Genomic DNA, 15,191 nt, shown 5'->3' on the forward strand with positions numbered 1-15,191 from the left:
TGAAGCTGTTGAAGCTGTTGAAGCTGTTGAAGCTGTTGAAGCTGTTGAAGCTGTTGAAGCTGTTGAAGCTGTTGAAGCTGTTGAAGCTGTTGAAGCTGTTGAAGCTGTTGAAGTGCAAAGCAATATGGCAGAGGTGATCAAGCAGCTTACACCACAAGCCAAAATGCAACTCAATGGCTATTTGTCTTCTGAGCCTGAACCACAGGTCGAGCCAGAAAAACCGTTGCGAAAGCATAAGCAAATAGATCATTCAACATTGATGACAGAGTTTGATGATGCACATGCATCAGATACGTACATAGCTACAGAAATAGCACAAAGCGATCTAGAACAAGCGAATATAAAGTCTTTAGCTACAGATGCTATAGTAGAAAATGAGGATATTGAACGTGTTTTACATCATGAATCTATAAATGTTGAACAAGCACCTCTTGATGTACTGCAAGGCACATCTGATTCGGAGGTTGATCATCAACAAGTGATGACACCTGCAACTGAAATTACTTTAGATAATACGCCTGAAAAAGAAGAGCAGATTGTAGCTGATACTCTTGTATTAGAGTCTCATCCACAACAGCATAGTGAGCATGAAGATCACCAGACCAGCTCACATATCAATGAAATTATAAGTAATTCACCAGCACAGTTAGTTGAAAGCCGAGAACAGCCTGTAGATGAACCTTTACCTGAATTACATAGCAATGAGGATGTACAAAAAAATACAATTATTCAAGTCGATCCATCTTTATTGGAACTTGAAAATTCTCCAATCGTTGAAGCTAAATCACATTTAGATTTATCTGATGATTCACATGAAGTTGAAAGTCTAAAAGATCAGCTTAATGTGATGTCTGAGCAAGCTGTAGTAGAAAACTTGTCAGAAGCTAAGCTTGGAGCTGAACAAACGACTGAAGCATTGCCTAAGGTACAAAAATCTACAGAATCTTTAGAAACTCCGATGATAAATAATGAGAACAAAGATACTCAGATTAAAGCTGCTGAGGAACAAATCATCAAAGAAATGTCGATTTTTAAAGAAAATTCAGTATATTTAAACCTGAAAACACAAATATTATATGGAAAATGGCAACCTGTTAAAGAGAAAAAAGAGCGGAAATTGTACATTAATCCACTCTATGTGATTGCTCTTGTTATTCTAGTACTCGGTGGGAATGTCGGCTATTTAGGTTATGGTAAATATAAAAAATATCAGCAAGAACAAGAGGACAAATTAAAACTGTATAAAATAGAACAAGAGAAGAAAAATGCTGCTCAAAAAAATGCTGCCTTGAGATAATTGGCAGCATTTTTAATTGCAGATCTATTTAGATTTAAATATGTATTCTAAATAAGCAAAAACTTATTTGTTCACTTGGTCTTCGCAAAACTTTAAGAATGCACGCAAGCCAGGACCTTGATACTTTTGGCGATGTACAAGCATATAAAGTGGGCGAGTGAGTGTCCAAAAAGGTGTTTCTAAAATCACCAATTGTTGTTTATCGAGCAAAGGCTCAATGGCTAATTTTGAAATACACGACATACCTAAACCGCCTGCGACAATTTTTAAAATCGCTTCATTGTGACCGAGAGTTAAGCGGATCTTGGCATCGGGTAGATCTTGTAAAATCGCATTATCAAAAACTTCACGTGTTCCTGAACCTTCTTCACGTAAAATCCATTCAACGGTATAAAAATCTTCAGGTGTTAATGGGCGATCAAGTTGTGCTAAAGGATGGCTAGGTGAACAACACACAGCGAGTTCATCATCTTGCCAAGGAATACATTGCAACTGTGGCAAATGGCAAGAACCTTCGATGAGGGCTAAATCAAGTTGGAATTGATTTACGGCTTCGATCATCTGACGGGTATTACCCACTTGTAATTGTAAATGAGCTTGTGGGCGAATTTGTAAAAAATCTGCCATCAAATCAGGCATTAAGTAATCACTGATCGTGAGTGTTGCACCGATTCTGAGATCAATACTTTGTAGTTCACCTTTAGCAGCTTGCTCAAAAGACTCACAACGTCCTAAGATTTCTAAAGCTTGTGGTAATAAAAAACGACCTAAATCATTAAGTTGCAGTCTTTTACCCAAACGATCAAATAAAGGTGCGCCTAGACCATCTTCAAGGTCTGCCAGTGCCATACTTGCAGCACTTTGTGTTAGCCGAACAGCATCACTGGCTTTCGTTACCGTACCTTCTTGAGCAACTGCTACGAAAACAGCCAGTTGGCGTAAAGTCATGCGCATATGAATAGCCTTAACTTGAGACGTTTTTCATAAGAATTAAAAACCGTTTGATCTGTCATTAATGAGCAAAAACTGGATTTATGAAAGAAGTCTATGTAAAAAATACGAATAAATTATGCTGACATGCTACCATGAGCGTAGTCATTCATGCCACGTTCAAATCATGTCAATTGAAAAATTTAGCGTCGAAAAGGTTTTATCTGTACACCGTTGGACCAATACTTTATTTAGTTTTACCATGACACGACCTGCCCATTTTAAATTTACTGCAGGGCAGTTCGCTCGGATTGGGCTTAAAGTTGCAGATGATCTCGTCGTACGTGCATATTCTGTGGTTTCATCTCCCTTTGATGAGACTTTGGAATTCTTTTCGATCGTTGTCCCAGAGGGTGCATTCACTTCAAATTTACAACACCTACAAGTTGGTGATGAATTATATTTGGAAAAGGTTCCTTATGGTTTTCTAACGCTTACCCGCTATCAGTTACCATTGCCACAAGATTTATGGTTATTGGCAACAGGAACAGGTTTAGCACCTTTTATTTCTATGCTGCAAGATTTTGAAACTTGGCAAAAATATCAATTTATTACATTAGTTTATAGTGTACGTTCTGCTGCAGAACTTGCTTATGTCGAACGTATTCAAGAGATTGCAGCAACATTTGGTGAGGGGCATACAGGCTTTAAATTTGTGCCAATTATTACCCGTGATCCACAGGCGGCTTTACATGATCGTTTGCCGATTTTGATTGAAAATGGTGAATTGGAAAAAGCAGTTGGTTTAACCCTGAATCCCGCCACCACACATGTGATGTTATGTGGTAATCCACAAATGGTTGATGATACTAAAGATGCGTTAAAAGCACGTGGTTTGACCATGAATAGACGTGGTGAGGGCAATATTGCAGTTGAAAATTATTGGTAATTTATTGTAATTGTTGAAAAAATAAATATTACAATGAGAGCATTTATATCACATATAAATGCTCTTTTTTATGCTCAATGCACAAACATATCCATAAATTCACGTAATTCATGGATGGCAGACTCTGTATCTGTATTGAGCCAAGTGGGTTCAAAAAAACCAGAATAAAATTCTAAACGTTCTTGTGGGACAACGATTCGAATCGGGCATTCTTCTTCAATCAGACGCCAAGGAATAATCGGCACTTCGGCATCTAAAAAAGGTGCGATATTACGAATGTCGATAATCATGGCATTAATACAATCTGGAAATGGCATGACTGATAGTTCTTCAGTACGGCGGCGAAAATATTCTAAATCTCCCCATTTTAGAACATAGCTTTGCTTGGTAAATTCAATAATCCCAATAGAGTGTTCATCACGTGTGGTATGCAAAAAGCATTGATGAGTGACATCTGTGTCTAAGTCTAAAGAGACACTTTGCCGTTGATAAGCCATATGATCCATAGCCAAATAAGAGGGTCGTTAGTATAGCTCATATTCAAAATCTTGCGATGAAAACGTCCATTTACTTTCATTTAAATTAAATTACACAACTCAACAGCAAAGCCTGATAGTATAAAAAAGCAACACATGGATAAGGAGAATAAGACATGAAACATGACTTTTCTAGACCATCACATGCCATAAGTGCTGAAGAAATTACGCAGAAAAAACGTTTACCTGTGTATATGCTGATTCTTGTGGGTTTATTTCTAGTTGCTTTGCTTGTGTATATGCTCGCAGATTGGATGTAATATATAATTTTTAAGTCATTGTTTATTAAGTGGTTTTAAATTTTAAATAGTGTGAATATATGGCTCAATAGACTCTAACAGCTTTAAGCTTGTTAGAGTTTTTGCATTTATACTTGTTTTTGTTGTATTTATGCTGCTAAAAATTGAATAAAAAAACAACAAGGGATAATGTGAAGGTGTGCTTTAAAAATGATCAAACGAAGTCAAATTAAGCTGCTTAAAATCTCAGCATAAAAAGGGGATAAAAATGAATGAGTTTTTAGAGGCAAGAGATAAACTCAATGCCATGTATTATTGGGAACAATTCCAACCGATCATTGCCGCAATTGCGATTTTATTAGTGGGTTGGGTGCTTGCACTGATTATTGCCGCAGGTATAAAAAAAATACTAACCAAATTGGGTACAAACGAAAAACTTTCCAATGCGACTGGTCATCGCTCTAATATTGAAAATATTGTCTCCAGAGTGATCTTTTGGGTGGTGATGGTCATTGCCGTGATCGGTGCATTAAATGTGCTAAATCTCAGTAGCATCAGTAGTCCATTCAGTAATATGATTCAGCAATTCCTATTGTTCATTCCACAATTACTTGCGGCAATCGCTATTGGTTTTGTAGGGTGGATTGTTGCCAACCTTGTTAAAGTTGGGCTAAAAAACTTATTAGATCGTACACAGTTAGATGAAAAACTGAGTGCGGAAGTCGGTGTAAATCCAATTAGTCATAATATTGCAGATATTGTGTATTGGTTGATTTTATTGCTTTTTCTACCAATTGTACTGTCGATTTTAGGTCTACAAGGCTTGTTGATTCCTATACAAAATATGGTGAATGAAGCAGTTTCTTATTTACCAAATATTTTCATTGCAGGCGTGGTCGTTTTTGTCGGTTATATCTTGGCGAAAATTGTACGCGGTATCGTAGAGGGATTGAGTAATAGTCTAAACCTACAAACGCAAGCTGAAAAAATTGGTTTATTTAAAAATGGCAATTTATCAAAGCTTTTAGGTTCATTTGTTTTTGCCATCGTGATGATTACTTCATTGATCGTGGCATTTGAAGCTTTAGGAATTCAAGCGATTTCACAACCTGCAACTGCAATGTTGGCTGAAATCATGAATGCCATCCCGCATATTATTGCAGCAGGTCTGATCTTAATTGTGGCATATGTGGTCTCTCGTTTTGTCGGGCGTTTGGTGGCAGAAATTATCGCAGGTACGGGTGTTGATGAGATTCCTGCAAAATTAGATATCCAACGCTTTTTAGGTCAAACTAAAATTTCATGCGTGGTTGGTTATCTGATTGTATTTTTCACTATGCTGTTTGCGGTATCAGAAGCTGCAAACCGTTTAGGTTTCGAACAAATCAGTGGCTTAATTGCCATGTTTATCCAATTTGGTGCAGATATTCTGTTAGGTGCTGTGATTTTGGTGATCGGTTTCTGGTTAGCAAATCTTGTGGCGAATGTGGTGCAACGTGGTGAATATAACAGTTCACGTTGGTTAGGTAATTTGGTGCGTATTCTGATCATGGGACTGGTGATCGCAATGGGTTTACGTGCAATGGGGATTGCAGATTCGATTGTAAATCTTGCATTTGGTTTAACTTTAGGTGCAGTTGCGGTCGCTTTTGCTTTGGCATTTGGTTTAGGAGGTCGTCAACCTGCGGAGCGAGTATTGACAGATTTGATTGATAAAGCAAAGAAAGAGGGTAATCAACCGAATCCTTTGACACAACAAGCAGCAACAGCAAGCCCTGTACCGAATCAAGTGACAACGGATACTCCTACGATCGAGTCCGAATATCAATCTAGTTTGGAACAAGCAAAGCCTGCAACAGATGAAAATTCAGATCATCCGTTAAAAGATGACCTGAATTAACCTGTAATTTATACTGAAGATCGATCAGGATTACTGGTCGGTCTTTTTTATTTGAAAAATGAAAACATGAATGAGGAGAATCTAGATGTCAAAAAAACAACCCAATAAATTTATTGCTCCTATCGTGATTGCGGGTGTTACTGTGGGCTTTTTAGCGAGTGCTTATAAATTTGTTTTTGCCAAGCCTAAAAAGCTGAAAGCAGAAGAAGTTGCACAGTTAGAGGAAGAGCAAGCAGAAAAAATGCCGAAACAGTGAATAGCTTCACAATATTTAATTTCGTATATAGATAATATTTTTGTACAAAAGCTAGACAATTTGATTTTTATTGGATAAATTTAAATTATTCATATTTATGAAATAAATTGGATTTAATCTAAATGTGAAGTTTTAATAAACATGAAATTTAAAAAGGAATTACAATGAAAATTATTGCTTTTGTACATCATATTTATCAACGTGTTTGTAAAGCACACGCATCCGAAAATGCAGAATATGTGTTAATGGATATTGCGATGCAACGTGTTGAAGACAACCAACACATTATGTTATTTAGAACAGATTATTTAGAATAATCATTGCTCTATGAGTGCCTATGAAACTTCATATTTGGGGACGAAGTTTCATAGGATTCACTGATAAAAAGAGCAAAAAATTGTTGTATTGGCTACATTTTAGTGATACAGCATTATACATATTCCGATGCAGCATGTGCTGAAGCCCAAGCCCATTGAAAATTAAAACCACCCAAATGTCCTGTCACATCTAAGATTTCACCAATAAAAAATAAACCTTTTTGTTTTTTGCTTTCCATTGTTTTTGATGAAATCTCTGTGGTATCTACACCACCTAAAGTCACTTCGGCAGTACGATAACCCTCTGTGCCTGAAGGCTTAACCTCAAATTGATGTAGTTTATTGGCAATATTTTCTAGCTTTTCATCACTGAGTTGCCCAATTGCTGTATCTGCAAATTTTGCCCAAATTAAGTTTTGTAATTCAAGCACCACACTTTTGGGTAACAAATCTACCAAGAGTGTACGAATAAGCACTTTAGGCTGCGCTTGCTTTTTAGCTTTGAAAAATGCGAATAATTCTTTTGAGGGTAAAAAATCAATTTTAAAGCTTTGTCCCACATCCCAATAATTGGACAATTGCAATGAACTAGGTCCACTGAGTCCACGATGGGTAAATAATAGTGCTTCGGTAAAATGATTTAATTCATTAGATAATGTCGCTTCAACAGCATTACCACTTAAACGTGTGGTCACTTCTTTGAATTGATCTGAAAAAGTGAATGGGACTAAACCTGCACGTGTTGGAAAAATATGATGTCCAAATTGTTGAGCAATTTTATAACCAATATCTGATCCACCCAATGTTGGAATAGACAAACCACCACTTGCAATCACGATTGATTCTGCTTGGAAATAGCCAATATTGGTTGCAACTTGAAAATTTTGTGCAGTGACATGTGTGACGGCTTTGACTTCACAACTGGTTTTGATCTCCACCAATCCTGTTTTTTCACATTCATTTAACAACATGGCTAAAATTTCTTTGGCACCATTTAAGGTAAATAATTGCCCATGCTTACGTTCTTCATACTCGATGCCATAGTCACAGACCATGCCAATAAAATCCCAGTTGGTATAGCGAGTCAGTGCTGAAATGACGAAGTGAGGATTGTGTGAAATAAAATTTTCAGGTTCGACATACAGGTTGGTAAAGTTACATTTTCCTCCGCCAGACATGAGGATTTTTTTACCAATTTTATTGGCTTTTTCAACGACTAAAACTCTGCGACCTCGTTGTGCGGCTTTGGCTGCAAGCATTAAGCCTGACGCACCTGCACCAAGGACAACAACATCATAGGCGTTGGAAGACATAAATACACTCAAATAGAACTAGGAAAGCAGGGCATTATAGACAAAATGCTACGAAATTTCAGTCATCGCAGCATGAAATAAAAGCCTTGAAGCAAAACAAAGTTGCAAATTATATGCTTTTGTATGACAGCTTAAATGCAATTTTAAATATTTTTGTAGTATAAAGAATAGACATAAATACAAGGTAAACTCATGAATAATTTAACAAAGACAGATGCAGAAATCGCATCTTTAAAACAATATAATCAGATTACGTATATTTTATATCTTGCTGGCTATATTGTTGGTTTTACATGGCTTATTGCAATTATTATGAACTATGTGAAACGTGATGATATGCGTGGTACATGGTTGGAAAGTCATGTGAATTATCAAATCAAAACCTTTTGGATTAGTTTTGCAGGTTATATTGTGGGTGCACTTTTGGCTATCATTGTGGTCGGTTTTGTGATTTTACTGGCAGTCTTTATTTGGGATGTTTATCGTTTAATCAAAGGTTTGATTGCTTTGAATGATAACAAGCTTGTACAAAATTAGATTTAATTTTATTCAGTTTTTGAGTGGCGCTTTGCAATTATAAATGGTGAAGATTTGCCTTGTAAACCGCCACTATGAATCACTAAGATACGACTGTTTTTCCTAAAATAATTTTGAGTAATCAGATCAAAAATACCAAAAAGCATTTTTCCTGTATAAATGTGCTCAAGTGAAATTTGATATTTTTTTTCAAAATTTTCAATAAATTGTAATAGTTCAGGCGTGGTTTTAGCATAACCACCACAACAATAATCATCTAAAATTTTCCAATTAGTTTTTTGCGTCATGTGTGCTACATCTGCGCTGAGAAAATCTCCTTTTAAAGCGGAAAATCCTAAAATCTGTTGTAGTGAAGTACTGGATTCGATTAAACCTGTGATTGTGCCTCCAGTACCAACGGCACAGCAAATGACATCATAATGATTTAAATCATCCTTAGACAATATTTCACGACAACCTTGAATAGCAAGATGATTTGTTCCACCCTCAGGGATGATATAACTGTTTGAATATTGGGTTGTAAGTGTTGTTAAATAGCCTGCATCATCTTTTAGGCGATATTGTTTACGTGAAATAAAGTTGAGTTGCATGCCAAATTGTTGTGCTGTAGCGAGGGTTGGATTAAGTGGTTGAGAGGCGAGTTCTTCTCCTCGAATGATGCCAATGCTTTGAAAGCCAAAAAGATGTGCAGCATAAGCAGTTGCAGCGATATGATTGGAATAAGCGCCGCCAAAAGTGATGATTGTCGTTTTGCCTTGCTGTTGTGCAGCTAAAAAATTATATTTCAGCTTATAAAACTTATTGCCTGAAATTTGCGGATGAATTTGATCAAGCCGACGAATCGTGAGTTGAATCGGTGCATCAACAATAATCCGCTGATCTATAATATCTTGGGCGATGTGACTAAACATTATGTTAGATTAAAAAATCTAAAGTTTAAGGTGCTTTAAATGAATAAACAATTAGAAATACCTGCAATATTACAAGAAATTATAGGGAAAAAATGTTGTAGAAAATATTTAGGTGAATGGAATAGTTTACATTTAGGATTTGGAGAAAAAATTTATCATTCAAATGAACGGTTGTGTACTCCCTTTTATGGGGAGTGGGAAATTGGTACTTACTTTGCAAATTGGGAAATTATGCAAGATGGGAACATTATTTTAGATAAAAAATTAAAAAATACCTCAATGGAATTACAACAACAATTAGATGTTATTAATCTTTGCTGTATAACTAAAATTGAGTTATGCCATACAAATACTAGTGTCTCCTTTATATTTGATCATGACATAGTACTTCGATTTTATGAAAGAAATGAATTAGAAATGCAGGATATAATAATAGCACATGCTTTTTTACCTAATGAACGGTATGTGGAGTTTCATCCATTGTCTGGTTGGAAAATAGAAAAGTTGATTAAAAATAACTAGAGTTTTCATATGATGAATAAAATAATAATTCATTTTTTTCTACTGAGTAGTATATTTTTACTCAGTAGCTGTTCAAAACAGCCTAATTCTGAACAGAAAAATACACAACAAGGAAAAGAAAAATCAGCACTAAAAGAACAATATGATGAATGGAAAGTTAAGCAAGATCCTAAACTATTAAAAGAATATCAGCAATTTTTTGCGAGTTTTATGAAAGCGCCACCACCACTCATGGAACTGGTGACCAATCGAAACTTTGTACCGAAAAATTGTGAATATAAACGCTTTAGCATTCCACCCAAAAAATATTGGAATAATCTCAAGTCAAGTTTATTGTTACTAGAAAAATTACATCAAAATGAATATTTTAAAAGCTATACGATTACTGCAACTTATCGTAATCCTGAGTTAAATACTTGTGTAGATGGAGCTAAAAAAAGCAAACATATACAAAATTTTGCAGTCGATTTTCATATTTTAAACCCGAAAGAAACACACAAGACAGATAGTGAAAGATTAGAACAGAAATTATGTGATTTTTGGCGTAAAGAGGGAAAGCAATATAGAATGGGCTTTGGCGTATATGGTAATAATCGCTTTCATATTGATACCCAATCCTATCGGACATGGGGAAAAGATTACTCTGCTAAAACATCACCTTGCTTAAAGCATTGATGTGATTGATAACAAGGAGCATACATGTCTCAATGGATCTATAAAACATTTTTTGCATCATTTATTTTGATGAATAGTCATGTCACTTTAGCAAAAAACTCAGTAAAACCTGCGGCTTATGAAGTTGATGTTAAAGCGGAAGTGTTAGGACAGGTAGGTCAAGTTAAAATTCAGCGAGAGTTTTGCAATACAGATGGCTATGATTGTGACTATGTTTTATATGATGGCAAAGGGCAAAGACAGATTTTAATTGAAGATTGGTCAAGAACTGCCAATGTTTACCAATTTAGCCCAAAATTAATGGGATTTTTGTTTGGGGCAACAGGTTCGGGACATATATTGACTGTGATCAATGATCAAAACCAACAGAAACAATATGCTGATTTCAAGGCGATGAATGATGCACAAAATTGTATGGTGACACATGAGCGAGGCTTAAAAAATATGCCTGATTCATTGGTATTCTATAGTGTGCCTGATTTTAGAGTACGTTTGGTTTTAAATGATAAAGTGCCTCAATTTAAGGGTTTTAGCTATCCATTAACTGCATATTTTGAGGACAATGGTGATTTTTCATTTAACTTTGATAATGGCAAATCGGGTGAAGATGGACAGCAGGATGTGATCATTCAAAATCCTTGTCAGGCAAATTATCGCATTGTGATGGATTAGATTTTCTACTTTTGTATAAAATAAAAACACTTTATTGTGAATTGTTTTGCTGTATTTTTAGCCAGAAATGATATGCTGATATAGATAAGAAAATGACAGGGGATATGTCATGAAAAAAATATCAACCATATTCAGTTTATTATTCACTGTAATTATAGTGGGTTGTAGCACACAAGAATCCACAACAAGCAAAGCACAGCAACACTCCCGCACGATGATTATTGGTGGTGTGCCTGTACATGACAAGGACTATCGCTTACTTGCACAAAATTAAACAGTGAGTTGATTCTGCATTTCATTTTTGAGCGTGTTGCAGTTTATTTAACTGTCTTTTTTCCAACATTGCACAAATGATACAGGTGGGCAGAATGACGATTGCCCAAAATATAAGTAACATGTCAAACGTTGGTGAATGAATGAAGTAGAATAAAAGGACCATTGGCAGCCAAATGAAGCTCACTAAAAAGCCATAAAATCCAGTTTTTAAATAGTTGGCATTTTCAAATTTATTTTCAAAAAAGTATTTAAAACAAAGTCCTGTGATGAATGTTGGGATCACGCCTATAAAGCATCCTACAACTAAAGAAATGAGAAAGAGGATGAGCATCATCAACATCGTGGCAGGATCGATTAAACCTGAAAAGAATTCCATCGGTCGGTCTTGATATGCGAGAGCATGTCCAACGAATACGATAATTGTGGTTGCAATTGCGAAACCAAAAATGGTGAACTGATTTCCTAAATTAATATTTTTCATTGTGTTTTAGTCATTTTTATTTGAATGATTTACAATAACAAGAAAATGTAAATAAGTTCGTTATTTATTTTTACAATCGGTTAAAATACTTCAAAATTTGTTTGGGTAGATTTTGTGGAATCTTTAATTGTTTTAGGCTCGATTGCTATCGCTTTGATGCTCGGTGCAATTAGTCCCGGTCCTACATTTATTTATGTAGCAAAAAATTCGATTGCGATTTCACGTAAACATGGTCTATTTACTGCTTTGGGGACAGGCACAGGTGCAGCGATTTTTGGTTTGTTGGCAGTCATGGGCTTACAAGCGATTCTATTGGCTGTACCATCAGCCTATTTAGCCTTGAAAATCTGTGGTGGTCTGTATCTACTTTATTTGGCGTATAAAATTATTAAACATGCCAAAGAGCCCATGGAACAGGCGGATGGTACAACTCAAGTGATGAGCTATAAACAAGCCTATCGTTTAGGTTTGATCACACAAATGAGTAACCCGAAAATTGCGATTGTTTTAGCCAGTATTTTTACTGCACTTTTACCGAAAGAAATTCCGAGTTATTTTTATGTGGTTTTACCGATGCTGTGTTTTTTTATTGATGCAGGTTGGTATTCTTTGGTTGCGGTTGCACTGTCTGCGGAAAAGCCACGCCGTGTGTATTTAAAATTTAAAAAAGTATTTGATCGTGTTGCGGGTGGAGTCATGACTTTGCTTGGGTTAAAGTTAATTTTTGGGATGAAGTAATCGGCTTGATCCCAACTGATTGGGATAAATAATAGGAAAATGAAACTCAAAAAATTGAAAGATGCTGTTATTTTTCCGGATGGTGGATCTTTAGAAGCGAGTTGGCTCACTGAGGATGATCAGGATTTTTACGTCACTTTGCAATATCAGCATACAAAAAGTGAAGAAAACTCAAGCGATTTCTATGCTTTATATTTTTGTGATGCATATAGTACAAAGCAACATTTTCAAATAATTAAAGACAGTCAGGCATATCAGGATTTCATGGAAATGGTGAAACAGTGGATGTCTGAGCATAACTTCACATTAGAATATTTCAAACTCAATGAAAGTACATTAGGCTATGACCAAGCTTATAATTTTTTTGTTGCGTTGGAAAAAGGGAATTATTAAGTTGGAGGAAAAAATTGAACTACTCGCTTCTGCGAATTGGTCAAAAACTAACTGGGATTTAAGTTGGCAACCTGTTATTGATTTAAATGAACTTTTACCGAAAGTCGGTGAAAGTTATGAGATTACTTTGCTAGGTTCTGAAGCTGATCATACCCAAAATGGTATTCATTATTTACTTTGGCTACCACCGCACTCTGAACTGAATGGGTTTGATGAGAGATCTACTGAAATTGAAAAATCTTATGTAATTAAAGCAATACTTGATAAAGGTGATTGTCTAGTAAACGAATTTTCAAAGCAATATGAGGGTAAGTTCATTGCAAAAATTTTGGCTGTGAATAAACTACAGGATTGTTTACCAAGTATTCAGCCGAGTATGAATAACTCGTTCGTAGGTTATTTTAATAATTTAATGGATTCTTCTATTCAGTATTTTAGTTGGAATGATAATCTTTATCTGAGTTTACACGATGAATATATTACATATGAACTTTTCTTTAAAAAAAGAGGGAGTGCATTTTTACTTTATTTTGTAAATAATTGGATTTGGGAAAATTACGAATGTTATATTTGTAGAATGATTCTAAATGAAAAGCAAACTAAATTTATTAGCAATTTTTTAATATCAACAAATAAACTGATACCAATAAACCAAAATCAAACAGAGGTGAATCAGGTGGAAGGTGCTTTATATTATTAAGAAGCCCTTCTTTCAAAAGAGCTTCTTTCGATTTTAAATCAATCTTTAAAATGTACAGGAATCCACTGATAGCTTTTCCCATCTACTGAATAAATATGCCCAATGCCCGGAAATGGCAAATGTGGTGCTGCAATGGTTTGTCCATATTTAGCATAACCAGCAAATTGTTTTAAACGAGTTTGAACCGCTTTTTTCGGATCAATATCATATTCAATCGCTGTTTCAGGTTTATCAAATTGTACGGTATGAGAATGTACAATATCTCCAATAAAAATCACATCTTCGCCTGTTGTTTTAAGCTTATAACTAAAGTGCCCAGGGGTGTGACCTGCGGTATTGATCACTTCAAAGCTTTTGATGTTGTCACCGAGTTTAAAGGTTTTAAATTGCTGTTTAGCTTGATACGGCGCAAGAGCTGCTTTAATTTTCTCAACTGTACCTGTGTAGCCGTCTTTTTTATCTTTTGGAATTTTATTGAGCTGTTTTGGGTCTAACCAATAATTGGCTTCATCTTCAGAGACATAAATTGTGGCGTTGGGATAATTTGCCACGCCGTCTTTACTCACACCACAAGAATGGTCAGGGTGTAAATGTGTGAGCAAAATGGTATCCACTTGTTCGGGTTGATAGCCTGAGGCTTTGAGATTCTTCAGCACAGAGCCTAGATGTGCGCCAAAGCAATCGGCTGTTCCACTGTCAACCAATACGAGAGAATTTCCTGTATTGACCAAAAAGGCATTAATTGAGGTTTGTACACCTTTGGCTTGATCTGCATGATATTTCTTTAAAATCTCATGGACTTGGTCTTGGGAAATATCTTTAAATAAAGTCGGTGACATAAAATTTGTGCCATCGAGGAGGGCTGTGATTTGGGCATTGCCGACTTGATGTTGATAGTAACCTGCGACTTGGGTCTGTTGTTCAATAATCGGGAGGGTTTTAGTTGTTTCCGCTACAGTCGAAAATGAGCTGAAAAGTGCGATAGAGGCTGTAATGGCTAAAATAGATTTTTTCATGATCGTTCAAAGGGAATTATTGTTGTTTGTTTTTTAACATGGATTTGGTTTTGTTTGGGCTTTTTATTGATGAAAAAAAATCCGCTGAAGCAAGCGGATTTGTTATAGATTATTTTTGACATTCAGGTTGTGAACGATCAATCACTTGTGTTCCTTCAACACGATAGCCAATTTGCCCTACAATAAATGCTTGATTCAGTTGAGTAATTACAACATCAGAAAGGGCAACAGTGCAACGATCTTTTTCAATTGCTTTATCAATAGCTGTTTTAAAGTTTGGAACTCCTAAAGGAAATAAAACTACAGGTACTTTATCTTCGCCGGTTACACGTTGACCTTTAACAAATTGATTAGAATTTAAATTATAATTTTTTGTTGATGCTACAGTCATATCAGCCATTCTGATAGCACAACCACTGGTTGCTAATGTACTAACAGCTAAAGCTACAACAATGAAATTTTTCATGATAAACCCACGGGTAATTAAAATTATAAAGCGGGAATATTTTAATAAAAATACGTGAAAAATCAAC

Annotated in this window: 21 protein-coding genes; 14 read left to right on the plus strand and 7 right to left on the minus strand. The window is 35.6% G+C overall.

Annotated features, from left to right (window positions below; genetic code table 11):
- Nucleotides 1–1,297, plus strand: a 1,297-nt coding sequence (locus tag AVJ19_RS11840) for a hypothetical protein (protein WP_213067219.1), incomplete at its 5' end; no start/stop codon positions are given.
- A gap of 63 nt (nucleotides 1,298–1,360) precedes the next feature.
- Here the strand turns inward: AVJ19_RS11840 and gigC are convergent.
- On the minus strand, nucleotides 1,361–2,251 hold the full coding sequence (gene gigC / locus AVJ19_RS11845; protein WP_111859903.1) for a LysR family transcriptional regulator GigC: 891 nt from the start codon (nucleotides 2,249–2,251) through the stop codon (nucleotides 1,361–1,363).
- Nucleotides 2,252–2,414: 163 nt separating this feature from the next.
- Here gigC and AVJ19_RS11850 point away from each other — a divergent pair, with 163 nt between their 5' ends.
- The gene (locus tag AVJ19_RS11850; RefSeq protein WP_111859904.1) at nucleotides 2,415–3,176 is read left to right on the plus strand and encodes a ferredoxin--NADP reductase; all 762 of its coding nucleotides are present in this window, start codon (nucleotides 2,415–2,417) and stop codon (nucleotides 3,174–3,176) included.
- Nucleotides 3,177–3,250: 74 nt separating this feature from the next.
- On the opposite strand, the gene AVJ19_RS11855 is transcribed toward AVJ19_RS11850, so the two are convergent.
- A complete protein-coding gene (locus AVJ19_RS11855; protein ID WP_111859905.1) occupies nucleotides 3,251–3,673 on the minus strand; it encodes a hypothetical protein in 423 nt (140 codons plus the stop codon).
- A gap of 155 nt (nucleotides 3,674–3,828) precedes the next feature.
- Between AVJ19_RS11855 and AVJ19_RS22225 the strand changes: the two genes are divergently transcribed.
- From AVJ19_RS22225 to AVJ19_RS22025, 4 genes are all read left to right on the plus strand, one after another.
- On the plus strand, nucleotides 3,829–3,972 hold the full coding sequence (locus tag AVJ19_RS22225; RefSeq protein WP_171334201.1) for a hypothetical protein: 144 nt from the start codon (nucleotides 3,829–3,831) through the stop codon (nucleotides 3,970–3,972).
- Nucleotides 3,973–4,219: 247 nt separating this feature from the next.
- Nucleotides 4,220–5,851, plus strand: coding sequence for a mechanosensitive ion channel (locus AVJ19_RS11860; RefSeq protein WP_111859906.1), 1,632 nt, complete (start codon nucleotides 4,220–4,222; stop codon nucleotides 5,849–5,851).
- A gap of 85 nt (nucleotides 5,852–5,936) precedes the next feature.
- Nucleotides 5,937–6,107, plus strand: coding sequence for a hypothetical protein (locus AVJ19_RS22230; RefSeq protein WP_171334202.1), 171 nt, complete (start codon nucleotides 5,937–5,939; stop codon nucleotides 6,105–6,107).
- Between the two features lie 164 nt (nucleotides 6,108–6,271).
- A complete protein-coding gene (locus tag AVJ19_RS22025) occupies nucleotides 6,272–6,424 on the plus strand; it encodes a hypothetical protein (RefSeq protein WP_162626593.1) in 153 nt (50 codons plus the stop codon).
- A gap of 113 nt (nucleotides 6,425–6,537) precedes the next feature.
- On the opposite strand, the gene AVJ19_RS11865 is transcribed toward AVJ19_RS22025, so the two are convergent.
- Nucleotides 6,538–7,737, minus strand: coding sequence for an NAD(P)/FAD-dependent oxidoreductase (locus AVJ19_RS11865; RefSeq protein WP_111859907.1), 1,200 nt, complete (start codon nucleotides 7,735–7,737; stop codon nucleotides 6,538–6,540).
- A gap of 192 nt (nucleotides 7,738–7,929) precedes the next feature.
- On the opposite strand from AVJ19_RS11865, the gene AVJ19_RS11870 reads away from it, so the two are divergent.
- Nucleotides 7,930–8,274 (plus strand): DUF4870 family protein, encoded by a 345-nt coding sequence (locus AVJ19_RS11870; RefSeq protein WP_111859908.1) that lies wholly within the window; start codon nucleotides 7,930–7,932, stop codon nucleotides 8,272–8,274.
- Nucleotides 8,275–8,282: 8 nt separating this feature from the next.
- Here the strand turns inward: AVJ19_RS11870 and AVJ19_RS11875 are convergent, their stop codons facing one another.
- Nucleotides 8,283–9,185: a 1-aminocyclopropane-1-carboxylate deaminase/D-cysteine desulfhydrase gene (locus tag AVJ19_RS11875; RefSeq protein ID WP_111859909.1), complete on the minus strand. Its 903-nt coding sequence runs from the start codon at nucleotides 9,183–9,185 to the stop codon at nucleotides 8,283–8,285.
- A 39-nt stretch (nucleotides 9,186–9,224) separates the two neighbouring features.
- Between AVJ19_RS11875 and AVJ19_RS11880 the strand changes: the two genes are divergently transcribed.
- The 4 genes from AVJ19_RS11880 (at nucleotide 9,225) to AVJ19_RS22235 (ending at nucleotide 11,328) form a co-directional block, all read left to right on the plus strand.
- Nucleotides 9,225–9,707: a hypothetical protein gene (locus AVJ19_RS11880; protein ID WP_111859910.1), complete on the plus strand. Its 483-nt coding sequence runs from the start codon at nucleotides 9,225–9,227 to the stop codon at nucleotides 9,705–9,707.
- 12 nt (nucleotides 9,708–9,719) lie between these two features.
- Nucleotides 9,720–10,382, plus strand: a complete 663-nt coding sequence (locus AVJ19_RS11885; RefSeq protein WP_171334203.1) for a D-Ala-D-Ala carboxypeptidase family metallohydrolase — start codon at nucleotides 9,720–9,722, stop codon at nucleotides 10,380–10,382.
- A gap of 24 nt (nucleotides 10,383–10,406) precedes the next feature.
- On the plus strand, nucleotides 10,407–11,054 hold the full coding sequence (locus AVJ19_RS11890) for a hypothetical protein (RefSeq protein ID WP_111859912.1): 648 nt from the start codon (nucleotides 10,407–10,409) through the stop codon (nucleotides 11,052–11,054).
- A 109-nt stretch (nucleotides 11,055–11,163) separates the two neighbouring features.
- A complete protein-coding gene (locus AVJ19_RS22235) occupies nucleotides 11,164–11,328 on the plus strand; it encodes an NF038215 family lipoprotein (RefSeq protein WP_171334204.1) in 165 nt (54 codons plus the stop codon).
- Nucleotides 11,329–11,349: 21 nt separating this feature from the next.
- Here AVJ19_RS22235 and AVJ19_RS11895 read toward each other — a convergent pair whose 3' ends face one another.
- Entirely contained in the window at nucleotides 11,350–11,811 is a 462-nt protein-coding gene (locus AVJ19_RS11895) for a hypothetical protein (protein ID WP_111859913.1), read from the minus strand.
- A gap of 156 nt (nucleotides 11,812–11,967) precedes the next feature.
- On the opposite strand from AVJ19_RS11895, the gene AVJ19_RS11900 reads away from it, so the two are divergent.
- The 3 genes from AVJ19_RS11900 to AVJ19_RS11910 are packed head-to-tail and all read left to right on the plus strand — an operon-like array spanning nucleotide 11,968 to nucleotide 13,642.
- Nucleotides 11,968–12,549 (plus strand): LysE family translocator, encoded by a 582-nt coding sequence (locus tag AVJ19_RS11900; protein WP_171334205.1) that lies wholly within the window; start codon nucleotides 11,968–11,970, stop codon nucleotides 12,547–12,549.
- 39 nt (nucleotides 12,550–12,588) lie between these two features.
- A complete protein-coding gene (locus AVJ19_RS11905) occupies nucleotides 12,589–12,942 on the plus strand; it encodes a hypothetical protein (protein ID WP_111859915.1) in 354 nt (117 codons plus the stop codon).
- Nucleotides 12,914–13,642 (plus strand): hypothetical protein, encoded by a 729-nt coding sequence (locus tag AVJ19_RS11910; RefSeq protein ID WP_162626594.1) that lies wholly within the window; start codon nucleotides 12,914–12,916, stop codon nucleotides 13,640–13,642. Before AVJ19_RS11905 ends, AVJ19_RS11910 begins: the two co-directional genes overlap by 29 nt.
- A gap of 38 nt (nucleotides 13,643–13,680) precedes the next feature.
- Here AVJ19_RS11910 and AVJ19_RS11915 read toward each other — a convergent pair whose 3' ends face one another.
- Both AVJ19_RS11915 and AVJ19_RS11920 read right to left on the minus strand, forming a co-directional pair.
- Complete coding sequence (locus AVJ19_RS11915; RefSeq protein ID WP_111859917.1) at nucleotides 13,681–14,658, minus strand: MBL fold metallo-hydrolase; 978 nt, start codon at nucleotides 14,656–14,658, stop codon at nucleotides 13,681–13,683.
- 109 nt (nucleotides 14,659–14,767) lie between these two features.
- Complete coding sequence (locus AVJ19_RS11920; protein WP_111859918.1) at nucleotides 14,768–15,124, minus strand: hypothetical protein; 357 nt, start codon at nucleotides 15,122–15,124, stop codon at nucleotides 14,768–14,770.
- Between the last annotated feature and the right edge of the window lie 67 nt (nucleotides 15,125–15,191).

It is taken from the genome of Acinetobacter sp. CFCC 10889, from assembly GCF_003268395.1.
Classification (GTDB): domain Bacteria; phylum Pseudomonadota; class Gammaproteobacteria; order Pseudomonadales; family Moraxellaceae; genus Acinetobacter.

Excerpts from the sequence above, each read along its gene's own strand:
- gigC (WP_111859903.1), bottom strand. The coding sequence starts at position 2,251 with ATGCGCATGACTTTACGCCAACTGGCTGTTTTCGTAGCAGTTGCTCAA.
- AVJ19_RS11850 (WP_111859904.1), top strand. The coding sequence starts at position 2,415 with ATGTCAATTGAAAAATTTAGCGTCGAAAAGGTTTTATCTGTACACCGT.
- AVJ19_RS11855 (WP_111859905.1), bottom strand. The coding sequence starts at position 3,673 with ATGGCTTATCAACGGCAAAGTGTCTCTTTAGACTTAGACACAGATGTC.
- AVJ19_RS22225 (WP_171334201.1), top strand. The coding sequence starts at position 3,829 with ATGAAACATGACTTTTCTAGACCATCACATGCCATAAGTGCTGAAGAA.
- AVJ19_RS11860 (WP_111859906.1), top strand. The coding sequence starts at position 4,220 with ATGAATGAGTTTTTAGAGGCAAGAGATAAACTCAATGCCATGTATTAT.
- AVJ19_RS22230 (WP_171334202.1), top strand. The coding sequence starts at position 5,937 with ATGTCAAAAAAACAACCCAATAAATTTATTGCTCCTATCGTGATTGCG.
- AVJ19_RS22025 (WP_162626593.1), top strand. The coding sequence starts at position 6,272 with ATGAAAATTATTGCTTTTGTACATCATATTTATCAACGTGTTTGTAAA.
- AVJ19_RS11865 (WP_111859907.1), bottom strand. The coding sequence starts at position 7,737 with ATGTCTTCCAACGCCTATGATGTTGTTGTCCTTGGTGCAGGTGCGTCA.
- AVJ19_RS11870 (WP_111859908.1), top strand. The coding sequence starts at position 7,930 with ATGAATAATTTAACAAAGACAGATGCAGAAATCGCATCTTTAAAACAA.
- AVJ19_RS11875 (WP_111859909.1), bottom strand. The coding sequence starts at position 9,185 with ATGTTTAGTCACATCGCCCAAGATATTATAGATCAGCGGATTATTGTT.
- AVJ19_RS11880 (WP_111859910.1), top strand. The coding sequence starts at position 9,225 with ATGAATAAACAATTAGAAATACCTGCAATATTACAAGAAATTATAGGG.
- AVJ19_RS11885 (WP_171334203.1), top strand. The coding sequence starts at position 9,720 with ATGAATAAAATAATAATTCATTTTTTTCTACTGAGTAGTATATTTTTA.
- AVJ19_RS11890 (WP_111859912.1), top strand. The coding sequence starts at position 10,407 with ATGTCTCAATGGATCTATAAAACATTTTTTGCATCATTTATTTTGATG.
- AVJ19_RS22235 (WP_171334204.1), top strand. The coding sequence starts at position 11,164 with ATGAAAAAAATATCAACCATATTCAGTTTATTATTCACTGTAATTATA.
- AVJ19_RS11895 (WP_111859913.1), bottom strand. The coding sequence starts at position 11,811 with ATGAAAAATATTAATTTAGGAAATCAGTTCACCATTTTTGGTTTCGCA.
- AVJ19_RS11900 (WP_171334205.1), top strand. The coding sequence starts at position 11,968 with ATGCTCGGTGCAATTAGTCCCGGTCCTACATTTATTTATGTAGCAAAA.
- AVJ19_RS11905 (WP_111859915.1), top strand. The coding sequence starts at position 12,589 with ATGAAACTCAAAAAATTGAAAGATGCTGTTATTTTTCCGGATGGTGGA.
- AVJ19_RS11915 (WP_111859917.1), bottom strand. The coding sequence starts at position 14,658 with ATGAAAAAATCTATTTTAGCCATTACAGCCTCTATCGCACTTTTCAGC.
- AVJ19_RS11920 (WP_111859918.1), bottom strand. The coding sequence starts at position 15,124 with ATGAAAAATTTCATTGTTGTAGCTTTAGCTGTTAGTACATTAGCAACC.